The sequence below is a fragment of the Sulfitobacter sp. genome, assembly GCF_036961165.1.
Taxonomy (GTDB): domain Bacteria; phylum Pseudomonadota; class Alphaproteobacteria; order Rhodobacterales; family Rhodobacteraceae; genus Sulfitobacter.
Genome location: NZ_JBALVJ010000007.1, coordinates 94,914 through 109,918 on the forward strand (window position 1 = coordinate 94,914; position 15,005 = coordinate 109,918).

Sequence of the window (15,005 nt, forward strand, 5' to 3'; positions counted from 1 at the left end):
CATGACAGACGATGGCCTGATCGTGCATGGCACCTGTGTCGACATGGCAGGCAAAGGCGTTCTGATCACGGGTGCTGCAGGCAGCGGCAAATCGTCTTTGGCGCTCCAGCTTATGGCTCTGGGAGCAGTGCTTGTTTCGGATGACCGCACGCATCTTACCTCGGACAACGGAAAAGTCCGTGCGACGCCGCCTCCTACTATCGCTGGAATGATCGAGGCGCGGGGCATCGGAATACTTCATGTGGCCTACGTCGAGCAAGCAGTGGTGCAGCTGGTGGTTGACATGGGTGTGATCGAAACGATGCGCCTTCCGCATATCCGTAGCGCCACACTGCTGGACATACCGGTGCGATGCCTGCACAAAGTTGACGCACCCTATTTCCCTGTCGCGCTTCTAGCTTATCTTGAAGATACCGGACCCGAGGTATCATGACTTCTCCTGACCAATCCCTTCGCCGCATCGTCTTTGTCACCGGGCCTTCAGGCGCTGGTAGGTCTTCGACGTTAAACGTGTTGGAAGATGCAGGATTCGAGGTGATCGATAACCTGCCAATGCGACTGCTCCCTCTGTTGTTTGACGAGCCGGACCAGACCCGTCCACTTGCCCTTGGCATTGATGCCCGCAATCGCGACTTTTCCACAAACACGGTCATCAATCTTCTTGGCACCCTCGCGACCCGTCCAGGCATCGTGGCCGAGTTGGTTTTTCTGGATTGCAGCACAGATGTTCTTTTGCGCCGTTTCTCCGAGACGCGCCGCCGCCACCCGATGGCGCCTGCGGACCGTCCGGGCGAAGGGATCGAGGCGGAACAGGACTTGCTCGCGCCTTTGCGTGCGCGGGCAGACGTGTTGATTGATACGTCAGATTTGAACGTGCATGAACTTCGTGCGGAGGTGGAGCATTGGTTTGCCCCCGGCGGCAAACGGCATATGACCGTGACGGTGCAATCGTTCTCCTACAAGCGTGGTCTGCCGCGCTCTGTTGACATGGTTTACGACTGTCGCTTCCTTAAAAATCCCTATTGGGAGCCTAGTTTGCGCGATCTGAACGGGACCGATCCGCGCGTGGCTTCGCACGTCGCGACCGATAAGCGCTATCATGAGTTCGCGCAGAAGGTTCTCGATCTTAGCTTGCTCATCCTGCCCGCCTGCCGCGAAGAGGGCAAAAGCCACTTTTCCATCGCCTTCGGTTGCACCGGCGGCCAGCATCGGTCAGTCACCCTTGCTGAAAGCCATGCTTTGCGGCTTGCAGAGGAGGGCTGGCAGGTGTCAATAAGGCACAGAGAGTTAAGCGCGCGGCAACGAACAGGGACGCAAGATACGTGATTGGTATTGTGATCGTGGCACACGGTGGACTGGCCCGCGAGTATCTTGCGGCGATCGAGCATGTGGTCGGGTCCCAGAACGGTGTACGTGCGATTGAAATTCGCGCTGACCATGACCGCTTGGCCAAGCAAGCCGAAATTTGCGAAGCCGCTGATGCTGTCGATATGGGGCATGGCGTTGTTGTGGTCACGGATCTGTTTGGTGGTTCTCCATCGAACCTCAGCATGTTGGCGTGTCAGCCGGCAGGGCGTCGGATTCTGTATGGTGCAAATCTTCCCATGCTTATCAAGCTGGCGAAAAGCCGGGACAAACCAGTAACGGACGCAGTTCGCGCCGCGCTTGAAGCTGGCAAGAAATATATTGATGCACAAAACGTCAGTACGGAATAACAGGGCAAACCCATGACCAATATCACTCTTGAGATCGTGAACGAAAAAGGTTTGCACGCACGCGCCTCCGCGAAGCTGGTCGAAGTCGTCGAAGGCTTTGACGCCAGCGCTGAGGTGTCAAAGGACGGTATGAACGCGTCTGGCGATAGTATTATGGGGCTTTTGATGTTGGCAGCGGCCAAGGGAAGCTTTATTGACGTGGAAACCTCCGGCCCTGATGCAGAGGCGCTTGCCGGCGCTCTGACCGCGCTGGTGGCCGACAAATTTGGCGAGGGCATGTAACGTACCGCGCCTGAAGTGGCAGCGAGGGTACCTTACTTGACAGAGAAAACTCAGATCGTTGGTTCCGACGCACCCGATGGTGAGGAAACTGCGCAAGTGAGTTTCAACCGCTATGACCGGCGTAGCCTGTCGTATGCCTCGACTTTCGAAGACCCGTGGAAGTCGCGAATGATTTCTGCGATCGAGCTGTTTACTGGGAAATTGAAAATTCTGCAGATGACCCGCCAGTTTGAAAAACTTGACGCACCAAGCGGTCAGGGGTTTTGGCGGGCAGCGTTGGATACGATGGGGATCGACCTGACGACACCGCAGGCGCAGCTTGATCTGATCCCGAAAGAGGGTCCTGTGATTGTTGTGGCCAACCACCCCCACGGGATGGTGGACGGGATGATCTTTGCAGATTTGATCGGCCGTGTACGACCTGATTACCGTATCCTGACGCGCTCGTTGTTGACCTCGATCGACGAGGTCGCGGGAAGCTACATGATCCCTGTTCCCTTCCCGCATGATCCTGACGCGCAGCGCAAAGGCGTTGAAATGCGCGCCAAGGCGATGGCGCACTTGAAGGACGGCGGCGTCGTGGCGCTGTTCCCCTCTGGCGTGGTCGCAACGTCAGAGACATGGTGGGGCCCCGCAATCGAGGCGGAGTGGAACGTCTTTACCGCCAAGATGATCCGCCGCTCGGGCGCTCAGGTTGTGCCGTTGAAGTTTCCCGGCCAGAACAGTCGTGCCTACCAAATCGCCAATCAGGTTTCGCCAATGCTGCGGCAGGGGCTTTTGCTGCATGAGATCGTGCAAAGCTGTAACAAGCCTCAGGCCCCGATTGTCGGAGGGCCCATCCCCCAGTCCGAGATTGACGCACGAGTTGACGACCCTCGTGCATTTATGGCGTGGCTCCGGGTGCGCACGTTGGGGCTGGATGGTAATTGAGCCTCCCTATCAGCGTGTAGGCACCGGCACTTCACCTCGATAATCATAGAACCCGCGCTGGGTTTTGCGGCCCAGCCAACCGGCTTCAACGTATTTGGTTAGCAGCGGGCAGGGGCGATACTTGGTATCGGCCAGACCGTCATGCAGCACGTTCATGATCGCAAGACATGTATCCAGTCCGATAAAGTCAGCAAGTTCCAGCGGCCCCATCGGGTGGTTGGCGCCCAGTTTCATAGAGCTATCGATGGACTCAACGTTACCGACGCCTTCATAAAGCGTGTAAACGGCCTCATTGATCATCGGCATCAAAATGCGGTTCACGATGAAGGCAGGGAAGTCTTCGGCCGAGGCAGAGGTCTTCTCCAGCCGGTCTACTACGGCCTTGCACGCGGCAAATGTTTCCGCATTGGTGGCAATCCCGCGGATCAGTTCAACCAGTTGCATCACCGGCACGGGATTCATGAAGTGGAAGCCCATAAATTTCTCAGGCCGATCCGTGCGGCTTGCCAGACGGGTGATCGAGATCGAAGACGTGTTCGATGTCAGGATGGTCTCAGGTTTGAGGTGCGGCAGCAGGTCCTCAAAAATCGCCTGTTTGACGGTCTCACGCTCGGTAGCGGCCTCAATGATAAGGTCTGAGGGGCCCAGATCGATCAGCGTGGTCGTGGTTTTGATCCGCTCCAGCGCTGCGTTCATGTCTGCTTCGGTGATCTTGCCGCGGCCAACCTGACGGGACATATTGCCCCGCATGATTTCCATTGCGGAGTTCAGGGCATCTTCGCTGATGTCGTTCAGCATCACATCATAGCCCGCCAGTGACATCACATGTGCAATTCCGTTACCCATCTGGCCTGCGCCGACGATGCCGATTGTCTGGATGTCCATGGGGTGCGTTCCTTTGCTGAGATTGCCGTAGCTTACGGTGGACAGTCATACCGCCGCAAGGGCTGTAGCACCGGAAAAACTGTCTCAAAACTGCTCATTAAACGAATCGTAAGAGCCGCCTGACAATTGTGGCTTCGGGTGAGAGAAAAGGTGGGCGTAATGACCTATGATGTAATGGGGCTAGGGGCTCTGGACTATTTGCCGTGCCAATACGGCACGTCAAAATTGATTTTTCGGGGGCCGCAGCGTGAGTTGAAGGATCCCTATGTTGCCTTCCTAGGGGGCACGCAGACGTTTGGGAAGTTCATTGAGCAGCCCTATCCGCTGAGGGTGGAGCATTTGACCGGTGTGACTTCGGTGAATTTAGGCCAGATGAATGCTGGGCTGGATGTATTTGCTTCTGATCCGGTGGTGTTGGGGGCGGCAAGCGGTGCGCGTATCACAGTGTTGGAGGTGTTGGGCGCAAGCAATCTTAGCAACAGGCTCTATTCTGTGCATCCGCGCCGCAATGACCGGTTTCTGCGCACAGCGCCGGATCTACAAAAATTATACCCGGAGGTCGATTTTTCACAGTTCAACTTCACGCAGCATATGCTGTCGGACCTTCACCAGCGTGACAGTCACCGCTTTTCCACAGTGCGCCGCAGCCTGCAGCGTTCTTGGCTTCGGCGCATGCGCCAGTTGATTGCCGCTCTCCGGGGGCAGGTGGTGCTCCTTCGCATTGGTGGTGACCTTTGGGATCAAACATGGCCCGTGGGACGGGGATTCGGTCCTGTGTTGGTGAACGACGCGATGATCGAAGGGTTGCGAGGGACTGTAAGCGCAATCGTCAACGTTCCCGCGAACCTGGACGACGGGAACACAAGATACGAAGGGATGATCGTGAGCGCGCTTGAGGAAGAGGCCGCAAAAGCCGTGGCGCCGCCAAGTGTTCATGCTGCTGTGGCGCAGGCGCTACTGCCTGTGCTTGATCGGCTCATGTAGAATGAAAAAAGGCCCGCCAATATCTGGCGGGCCTTCATAATGGCCCAGATCAGTCTGCGCCGATCAAAGCTTGCCAATCAAATCCGGCACTGCTTCGAACAAGTCAGCCACCAGACCGTAGTCAGCAACCTGGAAGATAGGCGCTTCTTCGTCTTTGTTGATGGCGACGATGATCTTGCTGTCTTTCATACCGGCAAGGTGCTGAATCGCACCGGAAATACCGACAGCGACATAAAGGTTCGGAGCGACGACTTTACCCGTCTGGCCAACCTGCCAGTCGTTAGGCGCGTAGCCCGAATCAACCGCAGCGCGCGATGCACCTACAGCTGCACCCAGTTTATCGGCAAGTTGCTCGATCAGTGCGAAGTTCTCTTCAGAACCCACACCGCGGCCACCCGAAACAACAACACCAGCTGATGTCAGCTCTGGGCGATCGCTTGCAGCAACTTTGTCTTCGACCCACTCGGACAGGCCGGGGTTTGCAACGGCAGAGATGGTCTCGACCGAGGCGGAACCGCCTTCGCCAGCCGCGTCAAATGTCGATGTGCGGAAGGTGATAACCTTCTTGGCATCAGTGGATTTGACTGTCTGGATTGCGTTGCCCGCATAGATCGAACGCTCGAACGTGTCTGCATCTACAACGCCGGAAGCGTCGGAGATAATCATCACGTCAAGCAACGCCGCAACGCGGGGCATGACGTTTTTCGCATCTGTCGTCGCTGGAGCTACGATGTGATCGTAGTCACCTGCCAGCGAAACGATCAGTGCTGCTGTCGTTTCGGCCAGACGGTGCCCAAGGGACGCATCTTCGGCGACCAGAACTTTGGACACACCAGCAATTTTGGCGGCAGCTTCACCAGCCGCAGCAGCAGAGCCGCCACAAGCCAATACAGTCACATCACCCAGCTTTTGCGCAGCGGTCACGGCCTTGGCCGTTGCGTCCATTGCCAGCTCGCCATCGTTTACTTCTGCAAGGAGTAGAACAGCCATTACACGGCCCCCGCTTCTTTGAGTTTCGCCACCAGCTCGTCAACCGAGCCTACTTTGATACCTGCGGCACGTGCGGCAGGCTCTACAGTTTTTACGATTTCGAGACGGTGGGTGACATCCACGCCGTAGTCGGCAGGTGTCTTTTCATCCAGCGGCTTTTTCTTCGCCTTCATGATGTTGGGCAGGGAGGCATAGCGCGGCTCGTTGAGGCGCAGGTCAACAGTGATGACTGTTGGCATACCGACTTTGATTGTTTGCAGACCGCCGTCAACTTCACGGGTGACAATAGCCTTGTCACCTTCGATCGTAACTTCTGAGGCAAACGTCGCCTGGGACCAGCCCATCAACGCCGAAAGCATCTGACCCGTTGCGTTCATGTCATTGTCGATCGCTTGCTTGCCACACATGACAAGGCCGGGCTGCTCTTCATCCACGATACCTTTGAGGATCTTGGCGACTGCCAGCGGCTCAATGTCGTTGTGTACATCATCCGACGCAACCACTAGGATCGCGCGGTCCGCGCCCATAGCGAGAGCTGTACGCAGTGTTTCCTGTGCTTGCTTGACGCCGATGGATACGACGACAATCTCGTCGGCCTGACCAGCTTCTTTCAGACGGATGGCCTGTTCGACCGAAATCTCGTCAAACGGGTTCATGGACATTTTGACGTTGGCAAGATCGACACCGGAACCGTCCGCTTTTACGCGCACTTTCACGTTATAGTCGATCACGCGTTTGACAGGTACGAGCACCTTCATGAGCGATTATCTCCTTGGTTGCGACTCAGACCCCGAGCGGGCCAGTCAATTTATCTTGGCCATGTCTAACGAAGCAATCCCGCGCAAAACAGAGCAAAATCGCCGCATGGCAGATGAGGCACGTCACGTTACATTCTCTTTTGGCCGCCCAATCGCAAGAATCTTGCGCAGGGAGGCTTTGTTTGCTGTGGTCTTTGGCATGTCAGTACCAGTCAGCGGTTTGCGCCGGGGACCCACAAAACGTCGTCTTTTCCGCTGTTATTCGCCACACGTGCGGCCACGAAGAACCAATCGCTAAGGCGGTTTAGGTAGCGCACAGCGGCGTCATTTACAGTTTCGAGAGTGGCAAGCTGGGTGGCAAGGCGCTCCGCTCGGCGGGCCACTGTCCGGCAGACGTGCAGATGCGCGGCAAGATCTGAGCCGCCGGGCAAGATAAAGCTGCGGAGCGGTTCGAGGACGGCATTCATCACGTCTATCTCTGTTTCCAGACGATCAACTTGGGAGCCGATCATGCGCAGCGGCGGGTATTCGGCCCCGGCGTCCTTCTCCATGTCGGGGCGGCACAGATCTGCGCCCAGATCGAACAGGTCGTTCTGGATGCGAGAAAGCGCGATGTCGGTCTCGCCCGTAGCATGAAGGCGTGCAACGCCGACAAAACAGTTCAGCTCATCCGAGGTGCCGTAGGCTTCGACTCGTACATCGTGCTTTGCCACTCGCGTTCCGTTGCCAAGGGCGGTGTCACCTTTGTCTCCGGTACGTGTGTAGATTTTGTTCAGAACCACCATGATGCTTACCCTTTGAAGAAATAGACGTAGATGACGATCAGCACTACGGCGATGAATTGTGCAATGATGCGCCATCGCATCAGCTTGTTCGAGTTCGCCTTGTTGAAGGCGCCGCCGCCGGCAAATCCGCCCAAGCCCATCAGCAGAATAATGACCACTGCGATGATGGCGATGATAACCAGAATAAAAAATGGATCAGACATGGGTGTTTCCCTTCAGTGCTACTGCGCGATGTAGCGGTGCGTTGGGTCACTGCAACCCCTCAGCGGCTCATCACGCGGTCAAGTAGCTTTGTAGACAGCAGGCGACGCAATATTCCAGCCAGATAGGTCGGTGTTGTGACATAATAGCGCGCCCGCGGGCGGTGTGCTTCGAGTGCATGGATCAGTTTCTTGACGACCGCCTCTGGGGGCAGCTCAAATTTATCCGGCCCGCCTTCGCCATAAAGCCGTTGGGCAAGATCGGATTCGTATTGGTCCGAGCGGGCGGAGTTTTCCCAGTCGATCCACCGCTCGAAGTGGGGTATCGAATTGGCGCGGATTTTGGTGGTGATCGGGCCCGGCTCAATCAGGATTGGATGAACACCTGTGCCTTGCATCTCAAGGCGCAGGGTGTCGGTCAAACCCTCAAGCGCAAATTTGGTCGCGTTATAGGCACCACGCCATGGCAGCGCGACAAGCCCCAGTACGGATGAACATTGCACAATGCGGCCATGCCCTTGTGCGCGCATGATCGGAATGATGGCCCGTGTCAGTGTGTGCCAGCCAAAAAAGTTGGCCTCAAATATCTCGCGCAGTGCTTCGGTAGGCAGGTCTTCGACCGCGCCGGGAATCGCGTGTGCGCCGTTGTTGAAAACTGCATCCAACGTGCCGCCGGTATCCTCCAGCACATCGGCAAGCGCTGTGATGATGCTGTCCGGATCGGTGTAGTCGATGCGGGGGCTGTCAAATCCTTCATCACGCAAACGCGCGCAATCCAGTTCTTGCCGACAGGCGGCATAAACATGCCAGCCACGCTCGCGTAGACCGTAGGCTGCTGCATAGCCGATACCTGACGAACAGCCAGTAATTAGAATAGAAGGTTTTGACATGGAAAAGGCCTCGTACGGGGACGAGGCCCGAAATGCGCTTTTTTCGGGGATTTGGCAATCGCCCTTGGAAATATCAGCCCGAAGTGAGCAGGAAATCGGCCATCCAGCCCGCCTCGCCGCCGTCCAGAGGCTGCATCCGCACCCATCCATCGCCGTTATCTTCGAGGATGCGAACCTCAATGCCACGGGTAAGTTTGCTGACGATGCCATAATTAGTGGAAGGGCCGCCGCGGACATTCACACGGTTGCCGGAGACAACACGCACGTCGCCATCGCTGCTTGGGCGTGTGTTGGTTGTCGCGATCAGGCTTGGCAGAATGATCTGCGGTGTGTCCGCGCTATCGATCACCTTTGCGGTCGCTGCCGCCGCAATTTGTTGTGTTGCCTGCGCAGTCGCTTCGCTGGCATCTGCAAGGTTTAGGGATGCGCGCGTGACGTTGGGAGTGCTGTCAATTTTTGTGATTGATGCTGTGTTGATCGCGGAACTACCTGTTTTTGGTGTCGCTTCCACGATTTGTTTTGCTTCTGCGACCTTTGGCGCAGCTTTGGCCACGCGGGCGCTTGCCGGTTCAAATTCCGCACCGCCACTCATTTCATAAAAGGCGAAACCTAGAAAACCAAAGGTCAATAAAATAAACGTTTTCATGGTGTGGCTCCTGCAGAATCTTATGAAGCCACACGTCTGGCTTCCCCCACCGCTGTCATAGCAAAGAAAGGGATTCTTTTTTAGGGGGAAAGGGAAGAAAGTTTTCTCGTCACACGAAAGCAACGGTTTGTTCTGCGCGCGTCATTATTCCAAAACCAGACGCTTGTCGGCTGTCTGTCTCGCGGCTACACAGCACTTATGTCAGATACAACCACACCAGTCCCCCCCCGTTTCGAGGAAACTTCAGAGCCGCTGCGACGTGCGTTGGGGGATCGCTATCTGACCTATGCGCTCAGCACGATCATGCACCGTGCGCTGCCGGATGCGCGGGACGGGCTGAAGCCTGTGCACCGCCGAATTCTCTATGCGATGAGCCGACTGCGGCTCAACTCCACAGGTGGTTTTCTGAAGTCCGCCAAGATTAGCGGCGACACCATGGGTGATTTCCACCCGCACGGTGATGCGGCCATCTATGATGCGATGGCGCGTCTGGCGCAGGACTTCAACGTCCGCTACCCGTTGGTCGACGGGCAGGGTAACTTTGGTAACATCGATGGCGATAACCCCGCTGCAAGCCGTTATACCGAAGCACGGATGACTGCTGTCGCCGAAGCGATGCTTGAGGGACTGAGCGAGAATGTTGTCGATTTCCGCGACAACTATGATGGCCGTCTAACAGAGCCTTCGGTGCTGCCTGCGCAGTTCCCAAACTTGCTGGCCAACGGCTCAAGCGGGATCGCGGTGGGCATGGCCACGAATATTCCGCCCCACAATATTGCCGAGTTGTGTGACGCTTGTATCCATCTGATCAAAACGCCTGACGCACGTGATGACACGTTGCTGAAATACGTGCCCGGTCCGGATTTCCCTACCGGTGGTATTATCGTTGAACCGGCAGAGAATATTGCACAGGCTTACCGCACGGGTAAAGGCGGCTTCCGCCTGCGTTGTCGCTGGGAGGTCGAGGACCTTGGCCGTGGACAGTGGCAGATCGTGGTCACCGAGATTCCTTATCAGGTGCAAAAATCCAAACTGATCGAAAAGATCGCGGAAGCCATCCAGACCAAGAAGATCCCGATTCTGGCAGATGTGCGCGATGAAAGCGCCGAAGACGTGCGCATGGTGCTTGAGCCGCGCTCAAAAAATGTCGATCCCGAAGTGCTGATGGGCATGATGTACCGCGCCTCCGATCTCGAAGTGCGCTTCTCGCTCAACATGAACGTGCTGATCGACGGGGTCACGCCCAAGGTCTGCTCGATGAAGGAAGTGCTGCGTGCGTTTCTTGATCACCGACGCGAAGTGCTTGAGCGTCGCTCTCGTCACCGGATGGAAAAGATCGACCACCGTCTGGAGGTCTTGGAGGGCTTTATCGTCGCCTTCCTCAACCTCGACCGTGTGATCGACATCATTCGCTATGATGACGAGCCCAAGGACGCGCTGATGCGCGAAGATTGGAGCAAGTCCCATGTGCGCGCGATCGACGATAAGGACTATGTCTCTCCGCCTGCGGGCGATGGAGAGTTGTCCGAAGTACAGGCCGAAGCGATTCTGAACATGCGCCTGCGCAGCTTGCGCCGCCTTGAAGAGCTTGAGCTGCTGCGCGAGCAGTCCGAATTGATGGAAGAGCGCGCGGGTCTTGAGGACTTGTTGGAAAATGAGACCCTGCAGTGGGACAGCATCACCGACCAACTCCGCGAAACCAAAAAACAGTTCGGCAAGGAATACGCAGGCGGCGCGCGCCGCACCACCTTTGCCGAGGCGGGCGAAATCGAAGATGTGCCGCTGGAGGCAATGATCGACCGTGAACCGATTACGGTTGTTTGTTCAGAAATGGGCTGGATTCGCGCGATGACTGGTCACATCGACCTCACGCGCGAGCTGAAATTCAAAGACGGGGACGGCCCGCGCTTTACCTTCCATGCCGAAACGACCGACCGTTTGCTGGCGTTTGGCAGCAATGGGCGATTCTACACCGTATCTGCCGCCAATCTGCCCGGAGGGCGCGGTATGGGTGAACCGCTGCGTCTGATTGTGGATCTGCCCAACGAAGTGCAACTGGTCGATCTGTTCATCCACAAACCCGATGGCAAGCTCTTGGTCGTGTCTTCAGCAGGGGATGGTTTCATCGTTCCAGAGGCGGAGGTCGTCGCGCAGACCCGCTCGGGCAAGCAGGTTCTTAATGTGCGCGGCGACGTGCGCGCACTGGTGTGCAAAACGGTGACCGGTGATAGCGTGGCTGCCGTGGGCGAGAACCGCAAAGTGCTGGTGTTCGACATTGAAGAGCTGCCCGAAATGGGCCGTGGCAAGGGCGTGCGTCTACAAAAGTACAAGGATGGCGGCCTGTCCGATGCCATCACCTTTACGCGCGCCGATGGCCTAAGCTGGCTTGATCCGGCTGGCCGTACCCGCACCCAGACCAAACTGGACGAATGGACCAGCAAACGTGCCAGCGCTGGTCGCATGGCGCCTCGTGGCTTCCCGCGTGACAACAAGTTTACCTGATATCGCTCCTCCGCCCCTGCCTGAGCAGGGGTTGGACGTGTGGTTTGTCGGGAACCGCTCTGCGCTGTTCTGGTTGGCGCTGAAATCCGGTTTCTGGACAGTGCTAAGCCTTGGGTTCTACCGTTTCTGGATGAAAACGAGGTTGCGCCGCTGGTACTGGTCAGCGATCCGTCCGGGTGGTCACCCGTTGGAGTATGTGGGCGACCCGTGGGAAAAGCTGTTGGGCTTTTTCATCGCTGTGGTGTTCCTGACCTTCTACATCGGCATCGTGAACCTGTTGCTGATGTTTGTGAGCTTCTCATTGTTTCAGAACTCTGTTGTCGGGTATTTTGGCAGCGTTCTCGGGGTCATTCCAATCTGGTTTTATGCTCAGTACCGTGCGCGGCGCTACGTTCTGGCGCGCACGCGCTGGCGCGGTGTGCGCTTCGGGCTTGAGGCGGGGGCTTGGGGCTATGCTTGGCGCGCGCTGGTGCATTGGCTCATTACCATATGCACGCTGGGTCTTTTGTGGCCGCGCATGACTTTTTGGCTGGAAAAATACAAAACCGACCGTACCTTCTTTGGCTCGGCCAAGCTGGTGCAGGGCGGGCATTGGGCAATGCTTTACCGTGCCACTGTGCCTTTTGCTGTCGTGCTTGCGCTCACGGCAGGTCTTGTTTGCTGGCTGGTGTGGCTCGATCCACTGATCCCCGACAGCGCGACGCCGCTTGCGGACATCATGAGCAGTTTCGATGATCCGGACACTTTGGGTTTTGCGGTCCTTGGATGGCAGGGCATTTGGCGGATGGTTTTGCTGGGGCCACTGGCCTTGGGGCTGATCTACGGCGCGGTGCACTACCGCTTTGTGAGCAAGCGTATTCTGGCGGATCACAAGCGTTGCGCGGGCGTGCAACTGCGATCAAAGCTCAATGGTCTGCGGATTTCGATGATCTACGTATTGGGAACGACGATTGCCTATTCGATCCTTGTGTTCGGTATCCTTGGGATCGTCGGTGTCGCTTTCGGGTTTTTTGGATCGGGCGCGCTTTTGGAGGCGCAGATTGGTACCTCTGATCCATTTGGCGACCTGCCGCGTTGGCTTTCCGTTGGGATTATCGCGGCGCTTTATCTGGCTGTGTTTTTGTTTTGGGGCGTGTTGCACCACGCCTTCGTGACCTATGCTCTAATGCGGCACATGGCTGTGACGCTTGGCCTTCTGAATGTCGCCGGTCTTGCGCAGGTCAGTCAGCGTGCCCGCGACGAATTCGCAGAGGCCGAAGGCTTTGCCGAGGCGTTGGATTTGGGGGCTGCCATATGACCCTGCCGCCTGATCTTCCTCCTCAGTCTGAGGTTCAGGGAAACATAATCAACGGCCTGCATAGTTCCTATTTCGACGGGGACACGCCTGTTCCGCGCACGGTCACGTTAATGGTTGATGCGCCGGCCCGGGTTCTGGAAATCGGCCTGCCGGGGAGTGATCTGGCAGGCGTGCGCTGGCCACTCGACGAGATTCGTAAGCTGGAAGACATCGCCGGTAGGGACGGCGCCATCCTGCGCTGGATGGGCGATCCATTGGCGCGGTTGCATTTGGCTGACCTTGCTGTCTTGCATCACATGCCCAAACTTACACGCCGCGCGCCGCCCAAGGGACGTGCTCGCCTAGCGGCATGGGCGCTGGCCGCGGTCGTTGGGGTGGGAATTCAGATCGGCGTGCTAGTGCCATTGCTGGCCGACAGGCTGGCCACCTTCGTTCCGCCTGCGGGAGAACGGGCACTGGGCGAGGCGACCTTTGGACAAATTCGTCAGGCACTGGCTGGTACAGGCTTGCCGCCTTTGCCTACCTGTGAGGACGAACTCGGCCTTGCTGCGTTGGAGACCATGTTGGAGGGCCTCGGCGTGCCGCGCGGCTCTGATGACGCGATCAAGGTATTCGTGCTGGATCACGAGATGGTCAATGCTTTTGCTTTGCCGGGCGGCTACGTTGTGTTTTTCCGCGGCATGATTGATGCCGCTTTAAGCCCCAATGAGATCGCGGCGGTCATGGCACATGAGGCGGGTCATGTCGCGAACCGTGATCCGACACGACATGCCCTGCGCTCTGCCGGTTCTATAGGTATCCTTGGCTTGCTGTTCGGGGACTTCGCGGGAGGGGCGGCCGTCTTGTTCCTGACCGAGAAGCTGATCAGTGCCAATTATGCGCAGGGCGCGGAAGCCGGCGCGGACGAGTTCGCTTACGTTGCGCTGGAAGATGCCGGTGTTTCGCCCGCCGCGCTTGGCGATATGTTTGAACGTTTGCGGGCCAAATATGGCGATACGGAAGGGGTCGTCTCGCATTTTGTCAGCCACCCGACCTTGTCGAGCCGTATTGATCGATCCCGCGATGCCGCGCTTGCGGAATCGGAGTACAGCGACATTCTGTCGGATGAAGAATGGTCGGCCCTGAAGGCTGTTTGCGACCAAACAGTGTTGCCCAGTTTCGATGATGAATAGCGAGATAACGAAGCCTGACTTGGCAGGCAGAAATCTTCTGTGCGTCCGCTTAACAACATACGGTCTTTGCCCATACCTGCCACTGTGCGCGCGCATTGCACCAAACATGCGGTTAAGGTATCGCGGTGCCAGCAATTTCGGAGGGAATGCGAAATGGGTCGGATGACGATGATGCGGAAAACAGGCGCAATGCTTTTGGTGGGCGCGCTGGCTGCTTGTAACGGCGCTTCCGACCTTAACAAAGCCGCCGTGCCGCTGGGGGACTTTCACCTTGGCCACAACATCGTCGTTGCTCCGAAGGTCCAGAAAGTGCCGCTGTGCCGCGAAATGGACACCGATACTATGACCAAAATGCTGCAAGAAGCCGTGGCTGAACGTTTCGAGCGGTATGACGGCGACCGCCTCTATCATTTCGGAGTTTCCATCGAAGGCTACTGCCTTGCCCCTCCGGGTGTTCCGGTTGTTGCGGCCCCAAAATCGGTGATGATTATTCGCATTACCGTCTGGGACGACGCCAAGAACAAAAAGCTTAACTCCAAGGCGCATCAGATCACGGTATTCGAGTCGCTGGACCAGGGGCCGTTGGTCGGTTCCGGCTATACCAAGACCGCTGAAGAGCAGTTCAAGAACCTTAGCCAGAACGCGGTTAAACAAATCGAAAATTACCTTGTTCGCCAGAACCGAGAAGAGGACTGGTTCAACGGTAGCGCTGCAAAAAAAGACGTTTCAGAAGATTCGGAGATCGCAGCCGCAGCCGTGGTCGAGGACGAGTGACGCCTTTTGCTGTGGCCCTTTGGCATGAAACTGCAGCGAGAGGGCAAGACCCGCTTGATTTTATCGGCCAGACCAAATATGCCGCGCGCCATACGCAATATGGGCCCGCGTTGGGCCCTTGGACTTTTGGAAGGGCGCCCCCATGGCAAAGGCAAAGTTTGAACGTAACAAACCACACGTCAACATCGGCACAAT

At 57.0% G+C, this 15,005-nt stretch carries 17 protein-coding genes; 10 read left to right on the top strand and 7 right to left on the bottom strand.

Annotation, left to right across the window (positions count from 1 at the left end):
- Position 1: 1 nt before the first annotated feature.
- The 5 genes from V7730_RS05955 to V7730_RS05975 are packed head-to-tail and all read left to right on the top strand — an operon-like array spanning position 2 to position 2,927.
- Positions 2 to 433, top strand: a complete 432-nt coding sequence (locus V7730_RS05955) for an HPr kinase/phosphorylase (protein ID WP_335746677.1) — start codon at positions 2 to 4, stop codon at positions 431 to 433.
- On the top strand, positions 430 to 1,326 hold the full coding sequence (rapZ, locus tag V7730_RS05960) for an RNase adapter RapZ (protein WP_335746678.1): 897 nt from the start codon (positions 430 to 432) through the stop codon (positions 1,324 to 1,326). The genes V7730_RS05955 and rapZ overlap by 4 nt, the downstream gene beginning before the upstream one ends.
- Positions 1,323 to 1,715: a PTS sugar transporter subunit IIA gene (locus V7730_RS05965; protein ID WP_335746679.1), complete on the top strand. Its 393-nt coding sequence runs from the start codon at positions 1,323 to 1,325 to the stop codon at positions 1,713 to 1,715. The genes rapZ and V7730_RS05965 overlap by 4 nt, the downstream gene beginning before the upstream one ends.
- A gap of 12 nt (positions 1,716 to 1,727) precedes the next feature.
- The gene (locus V7730_RS05970) at positions 1,728 to 1,997 is read left to right on the top strand and encodes an HPr family phosphocarrier protein (RefSeq protein WP_335746680.1); all 270 of its coding nucleotides are present in this window, start codon (positions 1,728 to 1,730) and stop codon (positions 1,995 to 1,997) included.
- Positions 1,998 to 2,051: 54 nt separating this feature from the next.
- On the top strand, positions 2,052 to 2,927 hold the full coding sequence (locus tag V7730_RS05975; RefSeq protein ID WP_443070191.1) for a lysophospholipid acyltransferase family protein: 876 nt from the start codon (positions 2,052 to 2,054) through the stop codon (positions 2,925 to 2,927).
- Between the two features lie 9 nt (positions 2,928 to 2,936).
- On the opposite strand, the gene V7730_RS05980 is transcribed toward V7730_RS05975, so the two are convergent.
- Positions 2,937 to 3,812, bottom strand: a complete 876-nt coding sequence (locus tag V7730_RS05980; protein ID WP_335746682.1) for a 3-hydroxybutyryl-CoA dehydrogenase — start codon at positions 3,810 to 3,812, stop codon at positions 2,937 to 2,939.
- Positions 3,813 to 3,971: 159 nt separating this feature from the next.
- Between V7730_RS05980 and V7730_RS05985 the strand changes: the two genes are divergently transcribed.
- A complete protein-coding gene (locus V7730_RS05985) occupies positions 3,972 to 4,796 on the top strand; it encodes a DUF6473 family protein (protein WP_335746683.1) in 825 nt (274 codons plus the stop codon).
- Between the two features lie 63 nt (positions 4,797 to 4,859).
- On the opposite strand, the gene V7730_RS05990 is transcribed toward V7730_RS05985, so the two are convergent.
- The 6 genes from V7730_RS05990 to V7730_RS06015 form a co-directional block, all read right to left on the bottom strand.
- Positions 4,860 to 5,786, bottom strand: a complete 927-nt coding sequence (locus V7730_RS05990) for an electron transfer flavoprotein subunit alpha/FixB family protein (protein ID WP_335746684.1) — start codon at positions 5,784 to 5,786, stop codon at positions 4,860 to 4,862.
- Positions 5,786 to 6,544: an electron transfer flavoprotein subunit beta/FixA family protein gene (locus V7730_RS05995; protein WP_335746685.1), complete on the bottom strand. Its 759-nt coding sequence runs from the start codon at positions 6,542 to 6,544 to the stop codon at positions 5,786 to 5,788. The genes V7730_RS05990 and V7730_RS05995 overlap by 1 nt, the downstream gene beginning before the upstream one ends.
- A gap of 212 nt (positions 6,545 to 6,756) precedes the next feature.
- A complete protein-coding gene (locus V7730_RS06000) occupies positions 6,757 to 7,329 on the bottom strand; it encodes a cob(I)yrinic acid a,c-diamide adenosyltransferase (protein ID WP_335746686.1) in 573 nt (190 codons plus the stop codon).
- A gap of 5 nt (positions 7,330 to 7,334) precedes the next feature.
- Positions 7,335 to 7,532 (bottom strand): twin transmembrane helix small protein, encoded by a 198-nt coding sequence (locus tag V7730_RS06005; RefSeq protein WP_335746687.1) that lies wholly within the window; start codon positions 7,530 to 7,532, stop codon positions 7,335 to 7,337.
- Positions 7,533 to 7,591: 59 nt separating this feature from the next.
- The gene (locus tag V7730_RS06010; protein ID WP_335746688.1) at positions 7,592 to 8,419 is read right to left on the bottom strand and encodes an SDR family NAD(P)-dependent oxidoreductase; all 828 of its coding nucleotides are present in this window, start codon (positions 8,417 to 8,419) and stop codon (positions 7,592 to 7,594) included.
- 73 nt (positions 8,420 to 8,492) lie between these two features.
- Entirely contained in the window at positions 8,493 to 9,065 is a 573-nt protein-coding gene (locus V7730_RS06015; RefSeq protein ID WP_335746689.1) for an SH3 domain-containing protein, read from the bottom strand.
- A 198-nt stretch (positions 9,066 to 9,263) separates the two neighbouring features.
- Between V7730_RS06015 and V7730_RS06020 the strand changes: the two genes are divergently transcribed.
- The 4 genes from V7730_RS06020 (at position 9,264) to V7730_RS06035 (ending at position 14,810) form a co-directional block, all read left to right on the top strand.
- On the top strand, positions 9,264 to 11,567 hold the full coding sequence (locus V7730_RS06020; protein ID WP_335746690.1) for a DNA topoisomerase IV subunit A: 2,304 nt from the start codon (positions 9,264 to 9,266) through the stop codon (positions 11,565 to 11,567).
- Positions 11,548 to 12,864 (top strand): DUF898 family protein, encoded by a 1,317-nt coding sequence (locus V7730_RS06025; RefSeq protein WP_335746691.1) that lies wholly within the window; start codon positions 11,548 to 11,550, stop codon positions 12,862 to 12,864. The genes V7730_RS06020 and V7730_RS06025 overlap by 20 nt, the downstream gene beginning before the upstream one ends.
- Complete coding sequence (locus V7730_RS06030; RefSeq protein WP_335746692.1) at positions 12,861 to 14,036, top strand: M48 family metallopeptidase; 1,176 nt, start codon at positions 12,861 to 12,863, stop codon at positions 14,034 to 14,036. The genes V7730_RS06025 and V7730_RS06030 overlap by 4 nt, the downstream gene beginning before the upstream one ends.
- Before the next feature lie 168 nt (positions 14,037 to 14,204).
- A complete protein-coding gene (locus tag V7730_RS06035) occupies positions 14,205 to 14,810 on the top strand; it encodes a hypothetical protein (protein ID WP_335746693.1) in 606 nt (201 codons plus the stop codon).
- Positions 14,811 to 15,005 lie beyond the last annotated feature (195 nt).